We start from the raw sequence: 22,492 nt of genomic DNA, 5'->3' as shown, positions 1-22,492 counted from the left end.
ATATGAAAAAAATATGGAGATGAGACCGCTTCGCTACTTCGCAGCCGTGGCCGAGACCGGCCACATGACGCGCGCTGCGGAAAACCTCGGCATCCAGCAGCCGCCGCTCAGCCAGCAGATCAAGGCGCTCGAACGCGAGCTCGGCGTCGATCTGTTCCGCCGCCATCCGCGCGGCGTCGCGCTGACCGAGGCCGGGCGCCAATTCCAGATCGAGGCCACGCGCATGCTGCAGAACATGGAGGCCATGCAGCAGCGCATGGCGCGCGTGGCGCAGGGGCAGGAGGGTGCGCTGTCGGTCGGCTTCACCAGTTCGGCCGCGGCCCATCGCTTCATGCCCGAGGCGCTGCGCGCGTTTCGCCGCACCTATCCCAAAGTCGAGCTGCTGCTGCGCGAGAACAACGCGGCCGAACTCACCGATGCGCTGGTGGCCGGCCGGCTGCACTGCGGTCTGCTGCGCGTGCCGGTCGCACGGCCCGAGGGGTTGCTGTTCGAGACGCTGCTGCGCGAGCCGGTCGTGGTCGCGATGCCGAGCGACCATCGCTATGCGCTCGCCCGCGCCGGCAAACGCGCGCGGCCGCTGTCGCTCGCGCAGCTGTGCACCGAAGGGCTGATCCTCGTGCGCCGGCCCGGCGCGCCGGGCCTCTATGCCGACCTGCTCGCGCTTTGCCATGCGAAGGGGCTGCAGCCGCGCGTGGTGGCCGAGGTCGATCGCATGATGACCAACCTCAACCTCGTCGCCGCGGGGGTCGGGCTGTCGGTGGTGCCGGCCTCGATGACCGGCGCCCACGCGCACGCAATCACCTACTGCGGGCTGGCCGGCAGCGGTGCGCTCGATGCACCGATCACCCTCGTTCGCCGCGCCGACGAGGACAACCTTCCGGCGCGCCACTTCGCGGCCTTGCTGCGCGAGCTCGCGGCACGATGAGCCTGCGGCGCCGCGATCTCGCACGCATGGCCCTGGGCGCCGCAGCCTTGCAGGGTATCGCGCCCGCGTTGCATGCGGCACCGGACGCCGCACCCTGGCCGAGCCGGCCGGTACGCCTGCTGGTGGTCTATCCCGCGGGTGGCGTGAGTGACGCGACAGCGCGTGCGCTGGCCGAGCAGCTCGCGCCGGCGCTTGGCGTGCCGGTGCTGGTAGAGAACCGGACCGGCGCGGGCGGAAGCGTCGGCATCGAGGTGCTGGCCCGTGCGGCACCCGACGGCCACACGCTGGCCTTCTCCGCCCTGAGCCCTGTCACGCTGCATCCGCTGCTCGTGCATGGCGACGCCGACCCGCTGCACACCGTCGTCCCGGTCGCGAGCGTGATGCGCACGCCGGTGCTGGTGGCCGCCACGCCGGCCTTTGCGGGACGCAGCTTCGACGATCTGATCGCGCAGGCGCGCGCAAATCCGGGCGCCGTGCGCTGGGCCAGCTCGGGCGTGGCGACCGTCGGCCACATGGTGCTGGCACAGGTGCGCGTGCAAAGCCACACCGCGATCACGCACGTGCCCTACCAGGGCGGCGGCCGGCAGCTCAACGATGCCCTGAGCGGACAGTTTGAGGTGCTGTCGACCAACGTCGCCGCGCTGCAGTTGCAGTACCTGCGCGCCGGCCGACTGCGCGCGCTGGCCGTCGGCGCGCCCGAGCGACTCGACGTGCTGCCCGAGGTGCCAACCCTGGCCGAGCTCGGCTATCCGCAGGCCAATCTCGTGTCGTTGTTCGGCATCTTCGCGCCGGCGTATACGCCGGCCGCAGTGGTCTATCGGCTCAATGCCGAGATCAACCGCGCGCTCGACAGCGAGCTGCTGATCGCGCGGCTGCGCGTTGCGCACAACATCGCGGTGCATGGCGGCGTCGAGGCCTTCGCGCAGGATGTCGCGGAAGACCGCCGGCGCAATCGGGCGCTGGTCCATGGGCTGGGGACGCGGCTCGAATAGGGCGCTCGGCCGTTGAGCCCGAGGGCATCCGGACGGCGATCGCCTACGAGCGCTCGGGATCGGGACGCACGCGTGTTCCTGGCGGGTCGCGCTAGGTTGATCCAACAGCCATCGACAGCTTCTTATGACGATCAGCCTTGGGCATTTCCGGCCTCGGTTTCAGCGTGAGTTCCGCTTTCAGCGCAAGCGGCCGTGGGGACGACGCGGCTTGGCATTCTTGACCCTTTTTCTGATCGCGACGTTTGCGTTTGCACAGCAGCCGTCGGATGCGGTGCCGCCATCGCAACGAGCCCCAGCCGAAATTTCGAAGGGTACGCCTGTGCCGGCGCCGTCCGACGCGAAGGGCGCCCCTGCTCCCGGCGATCCGCATTTGCAAACCCACCCGAGTCCTGCCGCCGCCGCCAACGCGCAACGGGCTGCGCGTCAACCGGACGAACCAGGTGTTGCCGAGCGCCAGGATCCTGACGTGACGGCCCCACAGCCCGCTGCGCGGTCGAAAAGAGCCGCCCCGCCGCCGCCCTGACGTCGCCATCGGGCAGCCCGTCAATTCCTCTCCGCCAACTGCGCAAGCACGGCGGGGTTTTCCAGCGTCGAGGTGTCTTGCGTGATCGCCTCGTCCTTGGCCAGCGAGCGCAACAGGCGCCGCATGATTTTTCCGCTGCGCGTCTTTGGCAACTGGTCGCCGAAGCGGATCTCCTTCGGCTTGGCGATCGGCCCGATCTCGCGACCGACCCAGTTGCGCAATTCCGTGGCGATCTTCTTCGCTTCGTCACCCGTTGGCCGTGAGCGCTTCAGCACGACGAAGGCACAGATTGCCTCGCCCGTCGTGTCGTCCGGGCGACCGACCACGGCCGCCTCGGCCACCAGGTCGGTGCAGGAGACCAGTGCCGACTCGATCTCCATCGTCCCCATGCGGTGGCCGGACACGTTCAGCACGTCATCGATGCGGCCGGTGATGGTGAAGTAGCCCGTTTTCTCGTCGCGGATCGCGCCGTCGCCCGCGAGGTAGCAGCCTTTGAGTTCCGGCGGGAAGTAGCTGCTCTTGAAGCGCTCAGGTTCGCCCCAGATGGTGCGGATCATGCTGGGCCATGGTTTCTTCAGCACCAGGATGCCGCCCTGTCCGTTGGGCACGTCGTTGCCGGTCTCGTCGACGATCGCCGCCGAGATGCCCGGGAAGGGCAGCGTGCACGAGCCGGGCACCAGCGGCGTGGCGCCGGGCAGGGGCGTGATCATGTGACCGCCCGTCTCGGTCTGCCAGAAGGTGTCGACAATCGGACAGCGCCCACCGCCCACATGCTGGTGGTACCACGCCCAGGCGGCAGGGTTGATCGGTTCGCCCACGGAGCCGAGGATGCGCAGGCTCGACAGGTCGAAGCGCTTCGGGTGCACGGCTGCATCGCCCTCGGCCAGCTTGATCAGGGAGCGAATGGCAGTCGGCGCCGTGTAGAACACGGTGACCCTGTGGTCCTGGATCATCTTCCAGAAGCGTCCCGCATCCGGATAGCTCGGCACGCCTTCGAACACCACTTCCGTCGCACCCAGCGCCAACGGGCCATAGGCGATGTAGGTGTGGCCGGTGACCCAGCCGATGTCGGCCGTGCACCAGAACACGTCATCGTCCTTCAGGTCGAAGGTCCACTTCGTCGTGAGCGCGGCATGAAGCAGATAGCCGCCGGTCGAGTGCTGCACGCCCTTGGGCTTGCCGGTCGACCCCGAGGTGTACAGCAGGAAGAGCGGGTGCTCGGCGCCGACCCATTCAGGCTCGCAAACGTCCGGCTGGCCTCGCGTCTCCTCGTGCATCCATCGGTCTCGCGATGGCTTCCAGGCGATGCCGCCGCCGGTGCGGCGATAGACGATCACATCCTTGACCGACTCGCAGCCGCCGAGCGCGATGGCGTCGTCGACGATGGCCTTGAGCGGCAGGTGCTTGCCGCCGCGGGCCTGCTCATCGGCCGTGATCACCATCACCGCGCCGGCGCCTTCGATGCGATCACGAAGGCTCTGCGCCGAAAAGCCGCCGAACACCACAGAGTGGGTGGCGCCGATGCGCGCGCAGGCTTGCATCGCGACCACGCCCTCGACGCTCATCGCCATGTAGATGACGACGCGGTCGCCTTTCTTCACGCCGCGCGTCTTCAGCGCATTGGCCAGGCGACAGGCTCGTGCGAGCAAGTCGCTGTAGGTGACGCGGGTGACTTCGCCGTCGTCGGCTTCGAAGACGATCGCGACCTTGTTGCCGAGGCCGCGATCGACGTGACGGTCGAGGCAGTTGTACGAGGCGTTCAGCGTCCCGTCCTCGAACCACTTGAAGAAGGGTGCATTACTGTCGTCGAGCGATCGCGAGAAGGGTGTCTTCCACGTGACGAACTCGTGCGCAAGGCGGGCCCAGTAGCCGGCGTAGTCGGCCTCGGCCTCGGCCACCAGCGCTTCGTAGGCGGCCATGCCGTTGACGTGCGCGCGCTGCAGTTCGACTTTGGGTGCGGCGCGGGTGATTGCTTCGACGCTCATGGTGTGGGTCCTTGGTTTCAGTTCAAAAAGAGGGTGATGGCGAAATTCAGTCATCCGAATGCGCGCGCAGCCAACTCGCGATGGCGGCAACGCTGCGGAAGTCGTCGCAGGCGCGCGCCGGGATGGCCGGGTAGCGCTGGTTCCACATGCGCGTGAGCGCCTGGCCCGGGCCGATCTCGAGCACGCAATGCACCTGGCGCGCAGCGATGTTCTCCATGCACTCGTCCCAGCGCACGGTCTGCGCGATCTGGGCCGCGAGCGCTGCTCTGGCGGCGCGGGCATCGCCAACGCGATCGCCTGCATTGCTGAACAGCACGATTTGCGGCGATTCGAAGGGCACGTCCGCGAGCGTTTGCGCAAAGCGCTCCGCCGCCTCGCGCATCCATGGCGTGTGGGATGCGACCTTGATCTTCAGCCGGGTGCATTGCCCGCCTTCGCTTGCGGCGATCCGTTGCGCCTGCTCCAGCGCTGCCGTCGGGCCGCCCAGCAGGACGCTCTCGATGCCATTGCGGATGGCAAGGGCTAGGCCGGTGTCGGCGCGCAGCCTTTGCAGCGCGGATTCAGCCAGACCGGTGACGGCGAGCAGGCCGCCCTGCACATGCCTTGCGCTCTTGTCCATGGCGGCGGCGCGCAAGGACGCCAAGGCCGTCGCGGTGGCGATGTCGAACACACCTGCCGTGCTGAAGGCCGCGAGTTCGCCGACGCTGTAGCCCGCCACGGCTGCAGGCGGCGGGACCATCGGCACAAGCTGAGCCCATGCCGCCAGTGCGAGGCCAGTCAGCAGTGTCTGTGCGTTGGCATTGTTTGCCGCCCACGCCGGATCTTCGAGGCTGCGTCGCCAATCGTCCACGCCGAGCCGAGCACGCATCTCGGCCACGCGTTCGTCTTCGGCGAGCCAGGGCATCATGGCCGCGTGCTGGGTGCCTTGGCCGGAGAAGAGCAGTGCGAAGCTCATGGTGCTGCACAAATGCGCATGACACAGCATGCCGCGGCGAGCGTGTCCGCCGCGCCGCCGGGCGAGAGGCGCCGGGCGACGAAGTCATCGGCGATCGATCGGGCTCGCGCCAGCGCGTCGGTGCTCGCAACGCCGCCGTCGTCGATGAACTTCCGCGCAGCGGTTTGCGCGTGGCGCAATCCGGCCAGTCCGCCGCGATGCGCGAGGTTGCTGTCGTCGAGGACGGCCATCACATGGAACAAGGTGTCGAGCCTCGCGAACTGTGGCGACAGGCCCCTTGCGAGCCCATTCGCCAACGTCGGTACGGCCACCTCGAACAACACCGGGAAACCCAACGCCGCTTCTTCCGACGCGCCGCGCAAGCCCATTCGGCGCGCAACGATGCCGCCGGGCAGCGTCGGCACGCGCTGGCTGCGTGCGGTCAACGCAGCACCCCAATGCCGACGCAATGCGTCGCGCAATTGAACGGCGCGCATCGCGCCATCACACTCGCGGGCCATCGCGCCGGCCGCCGCACACACCAGGCCGAGCATGAAGATCGCGCCACGATGCGTGTTGACACCCCGGGTCGCGGCCAGCATGCGCGCTTCGGCGGCGATGCCGCAGCGTTCGAGTTCGCCGAATTCCGCGCCTGCATGGCCGGCCTCGGCAATCCGCACGAAGTAGCTGCGCAAGGCGAACAGGCTTCGCATGAAGGTGTGTGCGTCCATGTCGTCGTGGCTGCCGTTGTCGACCAGAGTGACGAGGCCGGGCTTGGGTGACAAGGCCAGCTCGTCGTGCAGCGCGAGCGTCGCGGCGCGTCCGATCGCTGCCGGCGTGAGCGTTGATCCGAGCCTGACGGGGAGGGTGGCCGCGTTCATGCTTCAAGCGCCGCAAGGGAGGAGGTGTCGCGCAACAACATCGCGCCGGTCAGCCGCTTGACCAGCACGGCGCGCGTGCGAGCCGCACGCCACTGAGACCACTCGCGCCACGCGACTGCGCTGCCATCGGGAAACATGAGCTCCCCATCCAGTCGAGGTTGCGCTATCGCAGAGTTGCCCAGTCGATGCGCCACGTCATCCGCGTGTGCGGCATCTTCAACCTGCACCCATACATCCAGGTCAGAACCCGGCCGAACGTGATCGAGGCCGGTGAGTGCTTGCCATCCGTAGCTGCCGTAGACACGCGCACTTGCGCCGCAATCCCTCAGGCCGGCTTGCAGATCGCAAGCTGCGGCCCGCGCCGATTCCGGCAACAACGTCAGCACCGCGGCCAGTTCGGGGAACTCCTCGAAGCCGAAGAGCGAAGAGGGCGCAACGTGCAGCGCAATACGCCGGCGTTCCCAGCAAGCAGGAGCGGGCAAGCCGAGGGCGGTCACGTCGCTGCCGGCGACAGGCGATTGCCGCGTCACGACCAGCGGCAAACCGTTGGCCGCCCAATGCGCCAGGCAGTCGCGTGCCGGCGCGTCCCATGCCCGAGCCCGCACGGTGGCCCAGCCATCCGAGGTCAGGCGGACGAGCCGATGCCTGCGCAGCGCATCCATGGCGCCAGTCCCTTCCGTCATGCCTCGGCCAACACGCGCTGCACCACGGATGCCGCGAGCTTGCGTCCGCCGCGCTCGGCGCCGTCCTGCGCGCGCGTGTCCTCGACAGGCGTGTTCGCCAGGGCATCGCGCAGTGCGGCTGCAAGGTCGCCGTCCCACAACGCGCGAACGCCGCCCATCGCCACGTAGTTGCCAACGCCTGGCGCGAACACCGGGTTCGATTGCGACAACGCCGCGAGTATTTCTTCGGAAAGCTTGGTCACCCTCGCCATCGCCGGAATCCGCATCACCCGGATCTCGGCCTCGGGCAAGGCGTAGCAGCCATCCGCGATCAGCCCTGAGGTGATGAAGCCACCCGACAGCGCCTGGTCGTAGACCAGTCCGATGACGGGATGGCCGCGTCGACGCGCCATGTCGATGCACATCCCCAGGTGCGCCATCGCGCGATTGATGCCGAGGGTCTCATCGCGACGGCGCAGCTGCTGGCCCTGCGTGTCGATCAGCAGCAGGATCGGACGCCTCGGATGCTGCGCGATCGTGTCGAGGATCACGCGGGCCTGTGCCAGGGCCAGTGCGACGCCGATGGGTGCGTGGTTCGTGGTCCCGACGACCGTGAGGGGGCGGCCTTCGAAAATCAAGTCGCCTTTGAAAAAGTCGCCTGCAGCGCGCATGCCGTGATAAGACCCGAAGAGCCGGGTCACAACGTGGTTCCAGTTCATGTTCGTTCGCCTTGTCATGCCGTGCGCAGATCGCGCACCGCGCCTACATCCAGTTCGGGCACGCACTCGGCCTTGTCGATGCCGAGTTCACGCCACAGCCACGTCGCCGCATCGGCGCCATCGGTTTCCTGCGGAAGCAAGTGCAGGCGCGTTTCGAGCAGTGCGTGCTCGGCCTCGAGCGTTTCGAGGGTGACTGGCCGCGACTTCTTGATCGCGGCCATCGCCGCTGCACGGAAAGCCTGCACGTCGTCCTCGACGAGCGCGTCGCAATCCCCGGTCAGCCAGCGATGCTTGCCACCGCTGGTGCGCCACACCAACGCCCGATCACGCGAGTCGTATTCCTCCACGCCATGCGATGCCTCGATGACTTCGGGCCCCGACATCGCGAGCCGCCCGACATCGCTCATCACGATGAAGTCGGCGCAGCGCGCGACGATGCCCATGCCGCCGAAGCAGCCGTTCGCGCCGCCGATCAGCACGACCACCGGGATGCCGGCTGCACGCACGTCGAGCACGGCGCGCATCACTTCCGACACTGCGATCAATCCGGCATTGGCTTCGTGCAGGCGCACGCCGCCGGATTCCGCCAACAGCACCACGGCGGCAGGCCGGTCGCGCAAGGCGCGCCGGAGCAAGCCGACCAGCTTGGCGCCGTGCACCTCGCCGACGCCGCCACCCATGAAGGCGCCTTCCTGTGCAGCGACGAATACGTCATGTCCATCGAGCTTCGCGCGCCCGATGGCGACACCGTCATCGAACGCCGAAGGCACGCCCAGCTGTGCCAGATGCGGACTGGTCAGCCGCTCGGATGGCGGAATCCATTCGTGAAAGCTGCCCGCGTCGAGCAACAGGGCGAGGCGCTCGCGTGCTGAGCATTCGGCAAAGCTGATCATGCGGATGCTCCTTCAGGCAGTTCGGCCACGGCCTGGTCCAGCCGCAGGCTCACGACGGCGGGCGTCGCGCCCATGTCGTTGATCGAGACGCGCACGCCGCCGATCGGGTGGCGCGCAAAGAAGTCTTCGGCGACGGCCTGCCAGATCGGACCGAAGCCGCGCGCGGAAGTCTCGACGCGCACTGCGCAGCCGTCGCCGGCGGCGGCTTCGAGCATCACTTCGAGATTGCCCGAGCCCACCACGCCGACGAGCACCGGCGCAAAGGCGCCGACAGCTCGGCCGCCCGCGAAAGAAAAGTCCAGGGTTTCGAGCCCCACGGGAATGTCGCTCATGTTGAATCCTTCACCAGTTGCGGAAGCGCTTGGGCGGCTGGTACAGGCCGCCGGATGCGCGCACGAGGTCGCGCATGCTGCGCGCGGCCAGCAGGTTGCGCGTGGCATCGCGCGGGTCGATGCCGAGGTCTTGCGGCCGGCGGATCACGCCGCGGTCGCGCAGGTTCTCCACCGCGCGCTTGTCGCGTCCCAGCCCCACGGCGGTGTAGCCGGCCACGCCGCGGATCGCCTGTTCGCGCTCGGCATCGCTGCGGCACATCAGCAGGTTGGCGATGCCTTCCTCGGTGAGGATGTGCGTCACGTCATCGCCGTAGATCATGATCGGCGGCAGTTCCATGCCGGCCTGCTCCTGCAGCGTCCAGGCATCGAGCCGGTCGACGAAGGCCGGCTGCATGTGCTCGCGGAAGGTCTCGACCATCTGCACTACCAGCTTCTGTCCTCGCGGCGTGCCGGCAGCGCCGCTGCGTCCGGCGCGTGCCTCGCGGCCGGCCTTCAGCCAGGCGGGGCTGGAGTGCCGCCGGCCGCGCGCATCGGCCCCCATGTTGGGCGCGCCGCCGAAGCCTGCGATGCGGCCCAGCGTCGCGGTTGAACTGTTGCCGTCGAGGTCGATCTGCAAGGTCGACCCGATGAACAGGTCGCAGGCGTAGTGGCCTGCCGCCTGGCAGAAGGCGCGGTTGCTGCGCAGGCTGCCATCGGGCCCGGTGAAGAACACGTCGGAGCGCGCGCGGATGTAGTCCTCCATGCCCAGCTCGGAACCGAACGAGTGCACCGACTCGACCCATCCCGCCTCGATCGCCGGGATCAGCGCCGGGTGCGGATTCAATGCCCAGTGCTTCGCGATCTTTCCCTTGAGGCCCAGCGATTCGCCGTAGGTCGGCAGCAGCAGCTCGATGGCCGCGGTGTCGAAGCCGATGCCGTGGTTCAGGCGCTGCACGCCGTACTCGCCGTAGATGCCCTTGATCGCCATCATGGCCATCAAGACCTGGATCTCGCTGATCTGCGCAGGGTCGCGCGTGAACAGCGGCTCGATGAAGTTCGGGCGCGGCGCCTTCACCACGTAGCTGACCCAGTCGGCCGGGATGTCGATGCGCGGCAACGTGGTCGTCGTGCCGTCGACCAGTTCGTTGACCTGCGCGATGACGATGCCGCCCGAAAACGCAGTTGCCTCGACGATGGCGGGCGTGTCCTCGGTGTTGGGGCCGGTGTAGAGATTTCCCTCGGCATCGGCCGCCTGAGCCGCCACCAGCGCCACCTTGGGCGTGAGGTCGACAAAATACCGTGCGAACAGTTCGAGGTAGGTGTGGATCGCGCCGATCTCGATGCGCCCCGCCGACACCAGCTTGGCCAGCCGCGCGCCCTGCGGCCCCGAAAAGCTGAAGTCGAGGCGCGAGGCAATGCCGTTCTCGAAGAGGTCCAGATGCTCCGGCAGCGCCAGCACCGACTGCACCATGTGCAAGCGATTCACGCGCTGAGGATCGAGGCCCACCAGTGCCTTCGCCAGGAAGTCGGCCTGCTTCTGGTTGTTGCCTTCGAGGCAGACGCGGTCGCCGGGTTCGAGCACGGCCTCGAGCAGCGTGGCAATGGCTTCGGTGGCCACCGCCTTGCCCGCGCGCTTCGCGCCGAGGGCTTGCGAGACCCTTGCCAGCCGCGCCGTGCGGTTGGCGGTCCTGGAGTTCCAGTTCATGCGGTCCATGGGGGTGATGTCCTCAATGCACGAAGGCCTTGACGGCGAAGAACAGCAGCGACGGGCCGAGCAGGCAGCCGAGGCCGGTATGGAAGGTCGCGACCAGCGCGCCGTAGGGCACCAGCTTGCGATCGGTGGCGGCAAGGCCTGCGGACACACCGCTGACCGTGCCCGCCAGCCCGCCGAACACCATCGCGGAGCGCGGCGTCTTCAAGGCGAGGAACTTCGCCGCGATCGGCGTGCCGACCATGACGATGATGGCTTTCACCAGGCCGGTGGCGATGCTCAGTGCCATCACGTCGGGAGTGGCCCCAATGGCTGCGCCGGTGACCGGGCCGACGATGTAGGTCACCGCACCGGCGCCGATGGTCGTCATGCTCACGGCGTCCGAGTAGCCGAAGCTCCAGGCGACGGCAGCGCCGACGATGAAGGGCAGCACCGTGCCCAGCAACAACGCGACCACGCCGATCAAACCCGCCTTGCGCGCTTCGGTCGCTTGCACCTCGAAGGCGGTTGCGACGATGGCGAAGTCGCGCAGCATCGCACCACCCATCAGGCCGATGCCTCCGAACAGCGACATGTCGGCCAGGCCCTTGTGGCCGCCGGTTTGTGTGCCGCCCCAATAGGCAAGCCCCAGGCCGATCACGATGGCGATGGCCGAGCCATGGACGCGGCCGAAAGTCAGCCGGCGCGAGATCTGCCCCGAGATGAGAACGATGAATCCGACGATGGCGAATGCGGTCACGAGCCCGTTCAGGGCGGCGGCTTTTTCGAGGATTTCGAGCATGGTGGTCACTCCACTTCGGCGAGCAGGGGGTTGTCGTGCAGCATGGGGGAGGGCGCAGGTTCGTGCGCCGGACGCTCGGTGCGATTGATCGCCGCGATGACCACGGCGCAGGCAGCGACCGCCCCGATCGCCGACAACAGCGCCACGGGGCCGCCGCGCAGGGCCGACACCATGTCTTGCTGTGCTGCCATGGCGACGACGACCGGGATGTACATCGCGCCCCAGTACTCCACGCCGACCTCGGTGAGCTTCGGCAGCATGTTCTTCTTCTGCATGTAGATGCGGGCGAAGATCAGCAACAGCATGGCGATGCCGACACCGCCTACGTTGGTCTTGACGCCCAGTGCCTGCCCGAGCAGGTCGCCGATGAAGATGCCGAGCAGATGGCAGACTGCCAGCAGCGCGGTGCCGTAGATGATCATGAGTGGTCTCCTTGGTTCGCGCCGCGCGACTGCGCGACCCGGAGGAACTTGGTGCCTTGCCTGCTTGGCAGAAAAAGCGCTGTTCCCTGGAGACGAAAGGTATCGGGCGCCCCGGATGCGATCAATTAACCACCCGCGCGCAAAAACGCTCGGAGTGAAACGATCGAGGGTTAACCCTGAACCGGCGAGATGGGCTCGCGCCCGCTCAGGCCAACTCTGCGCGCGCCATCCGGCACACCGCCAGCAGCGCCAGCAGATTGGGGTCGCGCTCCCGCGTGCGCAGAAAGCTGACGCCGATCTTCTGGCGCATGAGATAGCGCTTCTGCAGGGGAATCAACTGCACGCGCTGCGGCATCACGCCGCGCACGCGGCCCGGCAGCAGCGTGTAGCCGATGCCGCCGCTCACGAGGTTCATCAACGAAAAGATGTCGCCGGTTTCCATGACCACGTTGGGGGTGAAGCCGGCAACGCGAAACGAGTCCCGGAAGCCGGTGTACGTCACGAAGCCTTCGCCCAGGCTCACGAAACGCTCGTTGGCGCAGGCGCCCAGGTCGACCTCCTGCATCTCGCAATAGGGCGAACCCGTGGGTGCGGCAAAGAAGATGTCATCCTCGAACAGAAGCTCCGATTCCACGTCGGCCGCGCCTTCGGGCAGGCCGAGCAGCGCGGCGTCGATCACGCCGTCGCGCAGCCGTTGCAGCAGGTCGGCATTGGAGCCGAGCACCAGTTCCAGGTGCAGTTCGGGCTTGCGCACCTTCATCCCCATCACGATGCTCGGCACCGTCCGGCTGGTCAGCGAATAGAGCGATCCGATGCGGATCCGGTCAGCCGAATAGCCGGCCACGTCGCGCGTCGCGCGGATGCCTTCGGACATTGTGCGGAGCACGTCGCGCGCCGCTTCGGCCAGCGTGTTCGCCGCGTCGGTGGGATGCAGGTTGCGGCCTTCGTGGCGGAAGAGCGCGCATCGCATGCCCGTCTCGAGCGAATGAAGCGCGCGGTGCACGCTCACGGTGCTGATGTCGAGCCGCTCGGCAGCCCGCGCAAGATTGCCTGTTTCCATGAAGGCCAGGAGGATCTCGAGCTTGCGAAATGTGATGTCCTCGTCGATGCGTATGAGCATTGGGCGGATCGTCCTTGAAGGACTCATCGTAGTGCCAATGCGTAGGTCTTCGAGCTCTTCGAGTTGTCGCTGAAGGAAAATGTCGGCTTTCTCATTCGACCCGCAAGACCATGCCGAAGCTCGACGACCCCCTCCACGATGCCGAGATCGGCTCGCGCGACAGCACCATCGACACCACCCGCATCGATGACGTGCGCATCGGCGCGGTTCGCCCGCTGATGACGCCGGCGCTCCTGCAGGAGCGAGTGCCGGTCCAGGACGACACGCTGGCCCTGGTGGAAGCCAGCCGCGCCGCGATCGCCAATATCCTGCACGGTCGCGACGACCGATTGATCGTTGTGGTCGGGCCTTGTTCGATCCACGACCATGACCAGGCCATCGAATACGCCCACCAACTGAAGAAGGCGGCTGACGATCTTGAAGACGACCTCCTGATCGTCATGCGCACCTATTTCGAGAAGCCGCGCACGACCGTGGGCTGGAAGGGCTACATCAATGACCCGCATCTGGATGGCAGCTTCGCCATCAACGAGGGCCTGGAGCGCGCGCGGCGCCTGCTTCTCGAGCTGACGCTGCTGGGGCTCCCGACGGGTACCGAGTTTCTCGACCTGTTGAGTCCCCAGTTCATCGCCGACCTCATCGCATGGGGCGCCATCGGAGCGCGCACTACAGAAAGCCAGAGCCATCGCCAACTCGCCTCAGGGCTCAGCTGCCCGGTCGGCTTCAAGAACGGGACTGACGGCAGCATCAAGGTGGCCGCCGACGCCATCCTTGCCGCGAGGGCTCCGCACGCTTTCATGGGCATGACCAAGATGGGAATGGCGGCGATCTTCGAGACCCGCGGCAACGACGACTGTCACGTGATCCTGCGTGGTGGAAAAACGCCGAACTATTCGGCCGCAGACGTGGCTGCGAGTTGCGAGGCCCTGCGTGCCGGTGGCCTGAGGGAGCAGGTCATGATCGACGTATCGCACGGCAACAGCAGCAAGCAGCATCAGCGCCAGATCGTCGTGGCACGCGATGTGGCGGAGCAGATCTCCGCAGGCGAACGACGCATCACCGGCGTCATGATCGAAAGCAATCTCGAGGAAGGCCGACAGGATCTGGTTCCCGGCGTGCCGCTCAAGCACGGCGTCTCGATCACGGACGCCTGCATCAGTTTTGCGCAGACGCTTCCGGTCCTGAATGAGCTGGCAAGCTCGGTGCGCAGCCGACGACGTTAGCGTTAACATTTGGAGTCCTTTCTTCGGAGTCCTTTTCTTGAGCCAGCACACCACCTCCGGCAGAGCATCGCGGCGCGGCACGGGTGGCATTACGCTGAACGACGTCTCCAGGCTGGCGGGGGTCTCGGCCATCACCGTCTCGCGTGCGCTCAACACACCCGACCTGGTGTCGCCGGAGACACGCGAGAAGGTGCGGCTGGCCGTGGAGCGCACCGGATACGTGCCCAACCTGCTGGCAGGCGGGCTGGCATCGAACCGTAGCCGTCTGGTCGCGGCGCTGGTGCCGACGATCGCCGGGCCGGTGTTCCTGGAGACGATCCAGGCCTTGACGGAGGCGCTTGCCGAGAAGGGTTACCAACTCATGCTCGGGCAGAGCGGCTACAACAATTCGCGCGAGGACGCACTGATCGACGCCATCATCGGCCGGCGCCCGGACGGCATCGTGCTGACCGGCATCATGCGTTCGGCCGAGGGACGGCGCCGCCTGCTGGCCTCTGGCATTCCTGTCGTCGAGACCTGGGACCTGACCCCGACACCCGTCGACATGCTGGTCGGCTTCTCGCACGAGAAAGCGGGTTCCGCCACAGCGCAATACCTGCACCGCAAGGGCTACAGAAGGCCCGCGATCGTCACCGGCGACGATCGGCGCGCGAACTTGCGCCGCGCCGGCTTCGAAGAGGCCTGGAAGGCGCTCGGCGGCTCGATCGTGCCGGTACACAACGTGCCGGCGCCGACGACCCTGGGCAGCGGCCGCACCGCGCTCGCCGACGTGCTGAACGCCCATCCGGCCACGGATGTCGTGGCCTGCAGCTCCGACGCGCTGGCCCATGGCGTGATCACGGAGGCGCAGGCGCGTGGATTGCGCGTGCCGCAGGACCTCGCCGTCATCGGCTTCGGCGATCTGGCCTTTGCACAACACGCGCACCCGGCCATCACCACCGTTCGCATCGACGGCACGGGCATCGGCCGGCAGGCGGCGCGCTTCATCGTCGACCGGGCCGAGGGGCGCGAGGTCGAACAGAAGGTCATCGACCTCGGCTTCTCGCTGATCGAGCGTCAGAGCACCTGAGATCTCCTTGTTGGTAACCGACTGAAATTGGCGGTTGACCGCTGCTGCAGTTGTTGTCTATGATGCAATGACAGCGCTAACATTTGACGCGCAAAAAGAGACAAGCCATGAGTTCACGCAAGAAACCGGAAGACCTTCGTTCGCACCGCTGGTACGGCGTGAAAGATCTGCGCAGCTTCGGCCACCGGTCGCGCACGGCGCAGATGGGCCTGAGCCGCGACGACTACCTGGGCAAGCCGGTGATCGCGATCCTCAACACCTGGAGCGACATGAACTCCTGCCACACCCACTTCAAGCAGCGGGTGGAGGAGGTCAAGCGCGGCGTCTGGCAGGCCGGAGGCTTTCCGGTCGAGATCCCGACGATGAGCCTTGGAGAGGCCTTTCAGAAGCCGACCACCATGCTGTATCGCAACCTGCTGGCCATGGAGGCGGAAGAACTGCTGCGCTCCTATCCCGCCGACGGCTGCGTGCTCATGGGCGGCTGCGACAAGACCACGCCGGGTCTGGTGATGGGCGCCCTGGCGATGAACCTCCCGACCATCTTCGTTCCCGCCGGCCCGATGCTGCGCGGCGACTACAAGGGCAGTTTTCTCGGCTCGGGTTCGGACACCTGGAAGTACTGGGCCGAACTGCGGGCGGGAAACATTTCCGAGCGGGACTGGCAGGACGTGGAAGACGGCATCGCGCGCTCGCCCGGCACTTGCATGACCATGGGCACGGCCAGCACGATGACCAGCGCGACCGAGGTGCTCGGCCTGACGCTTCCGGGTGCCTCATCGATTCCCGCGGCCGATTCGCGTCACGCGATGATGGCCACGCACACCGGCAGGCGCATCGTCGACATGGTGTGGGAAGACCTGAAGCCGCTCGACATCCTCACGCCGGCTTCGTTCGACAACGCCGTGACTGCTGTTCTCGGGCTTGGCGGCTCGACCAACGCGATCGTGCACCTGATCGCGATGGCACGCCGCGCCAGCGTGCCGCTGGACCTCACGCGCTTCGATGAGCTGGCGCGCTCGACGCCCGTCATTGCCAACCTCCGGCCGGGCGGAAAGTACCTGATGGAAGACTTCTTCTATGCAGGCGGCCTGCGCGCCTTCCTGGTCCAGATGGGCAAGCTCATCGATGGCAGCCAGATGACAGTCAACGGCAAGACGCTGGCCGAAAACATGGCCGGCGCCGAGGTCTACAACACCGATGTCATCCATTCGCGCGAGCAACCCTTGCTCGAGAGCGGAGGCCTCGCGGTGCTACGCGGCAACCTGGCGCCCGATGGCGCCGTCATCAAGCCGGCCGCGATGGAGCAGCATCTGCGCCGCCACACCGGTCCGGCCGTCGTTTTTCGCAACTACGACGACCTCGCCGCGCGCATCGACGCCCCTGACCTGCCAGTCACGAAAGACAGCGTGATCGTCCTGCAAAGCGCCGGCCCGCAGGGCGCGCCCGGCATGCCCGAGTGGGGTCAACTGCCCATCCCGCAGAAGCTGCTCAAGGAAGGGGTGCGCGACATGGTGCGCATCAGCGATGCGCGCATGAGTGGCACCAGCTACGGCGCCTGCGTGCTGCACGTCACGCCCGAATCGCATGTGGGCGGCCCGCTGGCGCTGGTGCGGGACGGCGATCTGGTCACGCTCGACGTCGACGCGCGCCGCATCGACATGGCGGTGAGCGAGGAGGAACTCGCGAGGCGCCGCGCCGAATGGCGCAAGCCGATCCCGAAATTCAGCCGCGGCTACGGCGTGATGTTCCTCAAGCATGTGCAGCAGGCCGACACCGGCTGCGACTTCGACTTCCTTGCGCCGGACTATGCCGAGGCGGCCGGCCCATCCGAGCCAGAGATCCACTGAACCCCCATCGAAAGAAGAGCATGGAGACACAAGCTTTCCCGCGCCGCCGTTTCGGCCGCCTCGCCACACGACTCGCGCTCGTCGCCTTGCCGCTCGTGCCCCTGGCGGCCGGTGCGCAAGTGCCGGCGGGCTGGCCGACGCGTCCCGTCACCTTCGTCGTGCCGTTCTCGCCGGGCGGCGGCACCGACATCGCCGCGCGGCTGCTGGCTGTGCGCCTTGGCAAGAAGTGGGGCCAGACGGTCGTCGTGGACAACCGCACTGGCGCGGGCGGCATCGTCGGCATGGACGTGGTGGCCAAGGCCAAGCCCGACGGCTACACCTTCCTCATCGGTAACGTGGGCACGCAATCGATCAATCCTTCGCTCTACAAGATGGCCTACGAACCTGACAAGGCCTTCATGCCCGTGTCGTTGTTCGCGGACTTGCCTTTTGCTTTCGTCGTGCGGCCGGACCTGCCGGCGAAGACGCCAAAGGAGTTGATCGCGCTGGCCAAGGCTTCGCCTGACAAGTACACCTTTGCCAGTTCCGGCAGCGGTGGATCCCCGCACCTGACGGCCGAGATCTTCCAGCAGGCTGGGGACATCAAGCTCGTGCACGTGCCCTACAAAGGCGGCGGGCCGGCCATGACCGACCTCATGGCGGGGCACGTCGACATGCTTTTCGCCTCGATCCTCGAAACCTCCGGCTACGTGAAGACGGGGAAGCTGCGTGCATTGGCCGTGACCAGCGCGCAGCGCTCGCCCGCGATGCCCGACGTGCCGACGCTGGCGGAACAGGGGGTGCCCAACGCCGAGTCAGGCTCATGGGTCGCATTGCTCGCGCCCGCCGGAACGCCGCAGGCGCTTGTCGACAAGATCGCCGCCGATGTGAAGGAAGTGGTAGCCGCCGAGGACATGCGACAGGCGCTGATCGCGCAAGGCGCCACGCCGCGCGGCAGCACGCCGGCCGAACTGCAGAAGATCATCGAGACCGACAAGGCGCGCTACGGCCAGGTCATCAAGACGCGCGGCGTCAGGGTGGAGTAGGGACATGCACACCACCCGTCTTCACGCACTTCGTGCGGTGTTCCAACTGAGCGCGGCGCTCTTGCTCGCGAGCCCCGCGATCGCGCCGGCGCAGACCACCGACAAATGGCCCACGCGCCCGATCACCTACGTCGTGCCCTTCACGCCCGGCGGGTCGACCGACGTGATCGGCCGCCTCATTGCGCAGAAGCTCGGCGAAGCGCTGGGCCAGCCAGTGATCGTCGACAACAAGCCTGGCGCCGCAGGCGCCGTCGGCGCAGGCTTCGTCGCCAAGGCCAAGCCCGACGGCTACACGCTGTTCGGCGGCACGATCAGCACGCACGCGATCAACGCAAGCCTCTACAAGAACCTCCCCTATGACCCGGTGAAGGATTTCGACCCGATCTCGCTCGTGGCTTTCTTGCCGAACGTGCTCATCGTCGACCCGAATCTGGGCGTGAACTCGGTGGCGGACCTGGTCTCGCTGCTGAGGAAGGATCCGACGAAACGCACCTTCGCGTCATCGGGTGCCGGCACCTCGACACATCTTGCGGGCGAGCTGTTCGGTGACTCGATCGGCGTGAAGCTCACGCACATCCCGTACAAGGGAACGCCTCCTGCGATGCTCGACGTGTCGTCGGGACAGGTGACCTTCATGTTCGACCAGATCACGGCCGCGCTGCCGCTGGTGCAAAGCGGAAAGCTCAAGCTGCTGGCCGTGACCACCGCCAGGCGCATGGCGCTCGCGCCGCAGTTGCCGACCATGCAGGAAGCGGGCGTGAAAGGCTTCGAGATGGCATCGTGGCAGGCCGTGTATGCGCCCAAGGGCCTGCCGGCGCCGATTGCACAGCGCCTTTCGTCCGAGATCGCGAAGATCCTTCAGATGCCTGAGGTGAAGGACAAGCTCACCAACCAGCTCGGCATGGAAGTGGTGGCCGGCTCGCCCGAGCAACTGGCGGCACTGATGAAGAAAGAGATCCCGCGCTGGGATGAGCTGATCCGCAAATCCGGCGCCTCCGTCAACTGATCCCATGACAGAACACGCCATGTCTTCACCTTCACCATCGCTTTCCAACGAAGCACGCGAGCAGCTGCGCCACGTCAGCGTCGCCACGCTTTGCACGCAACTCTTCAAGCGCGGCTTTCGCAATGTGTATTTGCAAGGCGTTGGACGCCTGACCCGACCGAGCGGCGGCAATCTCGTCGGCCCGGCCTTCACGATGCGCAACATCCCGTCGCGCGAGGACCTCGATCAGATCAGCGCCTTCGACGATCCGAACCATCCACAGCGCAAGGGTATCGAGAGCGTGCCCGAGGGCCATGTGCTGGTGATCGATTGCCGCGGCGAAAAGCGCGTGGCCTCGGGCGGCCAGATTCTCACGACACGGCTCAAGGTCCGCGGCGCCGCTGGCCTCGTCTCCGACGGGCCCGTACGCGACAGCGGGCCCATTTCGCAGATGGACTTTCCCGTCTATTGCGCCGGCGGCAGTGCGCCGCTGAACCTGATCCACCACCACGCGATCGACCTCAACGTGCCGATCGGCTGCGGTGGTGTCGCGGTGTATCCGGGCGACGTGATCGTGGGCGATGACGAAGGGGTGGTCGTGATCCCGCAGCATCTGGCCGAAGAGGTCGCGCGTGATGCGACCGAGCAGGAGAAGATGGAAGCCTTCGTGCTCGAGCGCATCGAGGGTGGCGCCAAGCTGGCCGGCACCTATCCGCCGAATGCGGACACCAGGGCGGCATTCGAAGTGTGGCGAAAGGCCAAGGGCATCTGAGCTTGGCCAGCGATCATTCGGTGTCCGTGTCCTCCAGCGTCGAGAAAAGCACCTGGAAGATTTCCCTCGTGGTGACTGAGCCCTGCGCGTCCTTCTTGAGCTGGATGAGCTGCTGTGTGTCGGGCAACCCGGCCGGTATCACCATCGTGCCGCCGGGCTTCAGCTGATAGATGAGCGCCGGCGGGATCAGCTCGGGCGCGGCCGTCACCATGATCTTGTCGAATGGCGCGTGTTCAGGCCAGCCATGGCAACCGTTTCCGATCCTGATCTCGACATTGGTGCGCCCCTGGTCGGCCAGCCGTCGCACGGCCTGCTCGGCCAGTTCCTCGATGATCTCGACACTGAAAACGCGGTGCGCGAGTTCCGCCAGGATGGCCGACTGATAGCCCAGCCCGGTGCCGACCTCGAGCACCGTGTCGGTCGGTTGCACGCCGAGCAGGTCGGTCATCACCGCGACGATGAAGGGTTGAGAGATCGTCTTTCGGAAGCCGATCGGCAAGGGCGAATCGACGTAGGCATAGGGACGCAGTTCGAACGGCACGAACGCGTGGCGCGGCACCGTCGCCATGGCGTTCATGACCCTCGAATCCAGTGTCGCCTTGCCCAGGTACGTGGTCGAGAAAATCGTCTTGGCGGCGATCTCGGCCAGCATGCGCTGCCGCAGCATCGTGAAATCCGGTTCGCTCATGGCGCCTGCCGGGTGTCGGGCGAGCCTATTCGCTCGGGGTGCGGATGTTGGGGAAGGCGTGCGCGAGTTCCTTGCGCTGCACATCGGCGTCGTACCAGCAGAGCGTTCCCTCCTGCTCATCGCGTGTCAGCTTGTGCGTACCGTCGCAGAAGGGCTGGGTCGCCGACAGGCCGCAACCGCAGATGAATTGCGTCTCGCCGCCGATGTCCACCGGATAGGGCTTGCTGCGCGTGCGCATGACCAGTCTTGCCATGATTGCCTCCACAGGGTTGGGGCCTGTTAACAGGCCCTAGAAGCACACGCGCAAAAAGGCGCTTGTTTCCGCATTTGAGCAAAGCGCTCCGGCAACTTCAACCGGGAGACCCTTGGACGAGGAGGCACTCCGCCCAGGGCACCTGCAAGTTCCCCAAAATGGGTGGGTAGCGATGTTTCGCTGGAAGGAGACTGCCGTGGAACTCACAACCGTCCCGATCGACAAGCCGGCCGACATGAACTTCATCCTCGGTCAGTCGCACTTCATCAAGACGATCGAAGATCTGCACGAGGCGATCGTTCAGACGGCGCCCCAAATGAAGTTCGGCATCGCGTTCTGCGAGTCGAGTGGCCCCGCACTGGTTCGTCGAACCGGGAACGACGCGCAACTCATCGAACTGGCGCAGAGGAACGCCCTGGCGCTTGGCTGCGGGCATTCCTTCATCATCTTCATGACCGGCGGATTTCCGATCAACATCCTGAACACCATCAAGGCGGTGCCGGAGGTTTGCGGCATCTACTGCGCGACGGCCAATCCGACGGAAGTCGTCGTGGCCGAGACCGGGAGCGGGCGCGGGATTCTCGGCGTCGTGGATGGCGCGACCAGCAAGGGCATCGAAACCGAATCCGACGTCGAGGCGCGAAAGGGCTTGCTGCGCCAGTTCGGCTACAAGCTCTGAGCCGACCATGCTGCGCACTCTGTCCGCCTGGATGACTTGCTGGACCTTGCTCGCCGCAGTGCCCCATGCCGCCACCGCGGCCGACACCGGCCGCGCGGCGCAGGCGATGACGGCCGCGGCGCGGGCGTTGCTGGAGGCGACGCCGGCGGCGCAGCGGCCAGAACTGGTGCGGCCGTTCACCCTGGAGGCGCGTGGCGATTGGAACTACACGCCGCGCAGGCGGCCCGGCATTGCATTCAAGACCATGGAGGATGCCCAGCGCAAGGCAGCGCAGCAGTTGCTGGCCGCGGCCTTGTCGGAGCCGGGGCTGGTCAAGGTGCAGGCCATCATCGCCTTGGAGATCGCGCTGCGCGAGATCGAGTCCTTCGGCCCCTCGCGCGATCCGGAGAACTACGCATTCGTGTTGTTCGGCACGCCGGACGCCACTGCGCCCTGGGGCTGGCGGATCGAAGGGCACCATCTCTCGCTGCATTTCACGTTGGCCGACGGCCAGGTGGTGGCCACGCTGCCGCAGTTCCTGGGTGCCAATCCGGCGCAGGTTCCGCGCGACATCGGCAACGGGGGCCCGCGCAAGGGTCAGCGCGCGCTGGGCGAGGAAGAAGACCGCGCTTTTGCACTGCTGGCCGCCTTCTCGGCGGCGCAGCGCCAGCAGGCCATCTTCAGTGCCCAGCCATTCGGTGACATCGTCACGCGCAATGCGGCGCAGCTGGATCCAATGGCACCTGTGGGTGTGGCCTTCAGCGCCATGGACGCAGCGCAGCAGGCCATGCTGCTGCGCATCATCGAGTCGCTGGCTTCGGTCGCCGAACCGTCGTTGGCGCAGCAGCGGCTGGAACGCGTGCGTGCGGGCGGCCTGGACGGCATCCGCTTCGGTTGGGCCGGCGCCACCGAGCGCGGCCAGCCGCACTACTGGCGCGTCCAGGGCGCGCGCTTCCTGATCGAATGGGACAACTCGGGCGGCAACCACATCCACAGCGTGTGGCGCGACTTCGAGGGCGACTGGGGGCGCGACGTGCTCGCCGAGCACTACCGCCTCGCACGCGCAAGCAGCCACCGGCACTGAGTGTTGCCCTCCCCGATCTGAAAGAATGG

The 22,492-nt window shown here is 66.7% G+C and carries 23 protein-coding genes; 10 read left to right on the top strand and 13 right to left on the bottom strand.

Annotated features, from left to right (window positions below):
- The first annotated feature begins 13 nt into the window (after positions 1-13).
- A complete protein-coding gene (locus AC1DHL_RS04250) occupies positions 14-925 on the top strand; it encodes a LysR substrate-binding domain-containing protein (protein WP_478160831.1) in 912 nt (303 codons plus the stop codon).
- Positions 922-1,917 (top strand): Bug family tripartite tricarboxylate transporter substrate binding protein, encoded by a 996-nt coding sequence (locus AC1DHL_RS04245; protein ID WP_478160829.1) that lies wholly within the window; start codon positions 922-924, stop codon positions 1,915-1,917. Before AC1DHL_RS04250 ends, AC1DHL_RS04245 begins: the two co-directional genes overlap by 4 nt.
- A gap of 543 nt (positions 1,918-2,460) precedes the next feature.
- Here AC1DHL_RS04245 and acs read toward each other — a convergent pair.
- The 11 genes from acs to AC1DHL_RS04190 form a co-directional block, all read right to left on the bottom strand.
- On the bottom strand, positions 2,461-4,425 hold the full coding sequence (acs, locus tag AC1DHL_RS04240; protein WP_478160827.1) for an acetate--CoA ligase: 1,965 nt from the start codon (positions 4,423-4,425) through the stop codon (positions 2,461-2,463).
- A gap of 46 nt (positions 4,426-4,471) precedes the next feature.
- Entirely contained in the window at positions 4,472-5,380 is a 909-nt protein-coding gene (locus AC1DHL_RS04235; protein WP_478160825.1) for an acyltransferase domain-containing protein, read from the bottom strand.
- Positions 5,377-6,240 carry a triphosphoribosyl-dephospho-CoA synthase gene (locus tag AC1DHL_RS04230; protein ID WP_478160823.1) on the bottom strand — a complete coding sequence of 288 codons (864 nt, stop codon included), beginning with the start codon at positions 6,238-6,240 and terminating at the stop codon, positions 5,377-5,379. The genes AC1DHL_RS04235 and AC1DHL_RS04230 overlap by 4 nt, the downstream gene beginning before the upstream one ends.
- On the bottom strand, positions 6,237-6,923 hold the full coding sequence (gene mdcG, locus AC1DHL_RS04225; RefSeq protein ID WP_478160821.1) for a malonate decarboxylase holo-[acyl-carrier-protein] synthase: 687 nt from the start codon (positions 6,921-6,923) through the stop codon (positions 6,237-6,239). Before mdcG ends, AC1DHL_RS04230 begins: the two co-directional genes overlap by 4 nt.
- The gene (locus tag AC1DHL_RS04220) at positions 6,920-7,621 is read right to left on the bottom strand and encodes a biotin-independent malonate decarboxylase subunit gamma (RefSeq protein WP_478160819.1); all 702 of its coding nucleotides are present in this window, start codon (positions 7,619-7,621) and stop codon (positions 6,920-6,922) included. Before AC1DHL_RS04220 ends, mdcG begins: the two co-directional genes overlap by 4 nt.
- 14 nt (positions 7,622-7,635) lie before the next feature.
- On the bottom strand, positions 7,636-8,514 hold the full coding sequence (locus tag AC1DHL_RS04215) for a biotin-independent malonate decarboxylase subunit beta (protein WP_478104873.1): 879 nt from the start codon (positions 8,512-8,514) through the stop codon (positions 7,636-7,638).
- Entirely contained in the window at positions 8,511-8,846 is a 336-nt protein-coding gene (gene mdcC / locus AC1DHL_RS04210; protein WP_478160817.1) for a malonate decarboxylase acyl carrier protein, read from the bottom strand. The genes AC1DHL_RS04215 and mdcC overlap by 4 nt, the downstream gene beginning before the upstream one ends.
- A gap of 10 nt (positions 8,847-8,856) precedes the next feature.
- On the bottom strand, positions 8,857-10,539 hold the full coding sequence (gene mdcA, locus AC1DHL_RS04205; protein WP_478160815.1) for a malonate decarboxylase subunit alpha: 1,683 nt from the start codon (positions 10,537-10,539) through the stop codon (positions 8,857-8,859).
- A 13-nt stretch (positions 10,540-10,552) separates the two neighbouring features.
- A complete protein-coding gene (gene madM, locus AC1DHL_RS04200; RefSeq protein ID WP_478104866.1) occupies positions 10,553-11,317 on the bottom strand; it encodes a malonate transporter subunit MadM in 765 nt (254 codons plus the stop codon).
- Between the two features lie 5 nt (positions 11,318-11,322).
- Positions 11,323-11,739, bottom strand: coding sequence for a malonate transporter subunit MadL (gene madL, locus AC1DHL_RS04195; RefSeq protein WP_478104863.1), 417 nt, complete (start codon positions 11,737-11,739; stop codon positions 11,323-11,325).
- 205 nt (positions 11,740-11,944) lie between these two features.
- The gene (locus AC1DHL_RS04190; RefSeq protein WP_478160813.1) at positions 11,945-12,859 is read right to left on the bottom strand and encodes a LysR family transcriptional regulator; all 915 of its coding nucleotides are present in this window, start codon (positions 12,857-12,859) and stop codon (positions 11,945-11,947) included.
- 110 nt (positions 12,860-12,969) lie between these two features.
- Here AC1DHL_RS04190 and AC1DHL_RS04185 point away from each other — a divergent pair, with 110 nt between their 5' ends.
- From AC1DHL_RS04185 to AC1DHL_RS04160, 6 genes are all read left to right on the top strand, one after another.
- Positions 12,970-14,082, top strand: coding sequence for a 3-deoxy-7-phosphoheptulonate synthase (locus AC1DHL_RS04185; RefSeq protein ID WP_478160811.1), 1,113 nt, complete (start codon positions 12,970-12,972; stop codon positions 14,080-14,082).
- A 37-nt stretch (positions 14,083-14,119) separates the two neighbouring features.
- A complete protein-coding gene (locus AC1DHL_RS04180) occupies positions 14,120-15,151 on the top strand; it encodes a LacI family DNA-binding transcriptional regulator (protein ID WP_478160809.1) in 1,032 nt (343 codons plus the stop codon).
- Positions 15,152-15,258: 107 nt separating this feature from the next.
- Positions 15,259-16,998, top strand: coding sequence for an L-arabinonate dehydratase (gene araD, locus AC1DHL_RS04175; protein ID WP_478160807.1), 1,740 nt, complete (start codon positions 15,259-15,261; stop codon positions 16,996-16,998).
- A gap of 20 nt (positions 16,999-17,018) precedes the next feature.
- Entirely contained in the window at positions 17,019-18,023 is a 1,005-nt protein-coding gene (locus AC1DHL_RS04170) for a Bug family tripartite tricarboxylate transporter substrate binding protein (protein ID WP_478104855.1), read from the top strand.
- A 4-nt stretch (positions 18,024-18,027) separates the two neighbouring features.
- A complete protein-coding gene (locus AC1DHL_RS04165) occupies positions 18,028-19,029 on the top strand; it encodes a Bug family tripartite tricarboxylate transporter substrate binding protein (protein WP_478160805.1) in 1,002 nt (333 codons plus the stop codon).
- Positions 19,030-19,048: 19 nt separating this feature from the next.
- Complete coding sequence (locus tag AC1DHL_RS04160) at positions 19,049-19,780, top strand: ribonuclease activity regulator RraA (protein WP_478160803.1); 732 nt, start codon at positions 19,049-19,051, stop codon at positions 19,778-19,780.
- A 13-nt stretch (positions 19,781-19,793) separates the two neighbouring features.
- Here the strand turns inward: AC1DHL_RS04160 and AC1DHL_RS04155 are convergent, their stop codons facing one another.
- Both AC1DHL_RS04155 and AC1DHL_RS04150 read right to left on the bottom strand, forming a co-directional pair.
- Positions 19,794-20,468 carry a protein-L-isoaspartate(D-aspartate) O-methyltransferase gene (locus AC1DHL_RS04155; protein WP_478160801.1) on the bottom strand — a complete coding sequence of 225 codons (675 nt, stop codon included), beginning with the start codon at positions 20,466-20,468 and terminating at the stop codon, positions 19,794-19,796.
- A gap of 25 nt (positions 20,469-20,493) precedes the next feature.
- The gene (locus AC1DHL_RS04150) at positions 20,494-20,721 is read right to left on the bottom strand and encodes a CDGSH iron-sulfur domain-containing protein (RefSeq protein ID WP_478104850.1); all 228 of its coding nucleotides are present in this window, start codon (positions 20,719-20,721) and stop codon (positions 20,494-20,496) included.
- A gap of 196 nt (positions 20,722-20,917) precedes the next feature.
- On the opposite strand from AC1DHL_RS04150, the gene AC1DHL_RS04145 reads away from it, so the two are divergent.
- Entirely contained in the window at positions 20,918-21,400 is a 483-nt protein-coding gene (locus tag AC1DHL_RS04145; RefSeq protein ID WP_478104849.1) for an adenosine-specific kinase, read from the top strand.
- A 7-nt stretch (positions 21,401-21,407) separates the two neighbouring features.
- Positions 21,408-22,463: a DUF3500 domain-containing protein gene (locus AC1DHL_RS04140; protein ID WP_478104848.1), complete on the top strand. Its 1,056-nt coding sequence runs from the start codon at positions 21,408-21,410 to the stop codon at positions 22,461-22,463.
- The last annotated feature ends 29 nt before the right edge of the window (positions 22,464-22,492 follow it).

The sequence above is a fragment of the Variovorax sp. 10L426 genome (genome assembly GCF_056395305.1).
This window is presented reverse-complemented; position numbering and strand designations above follow the sequence as displayed.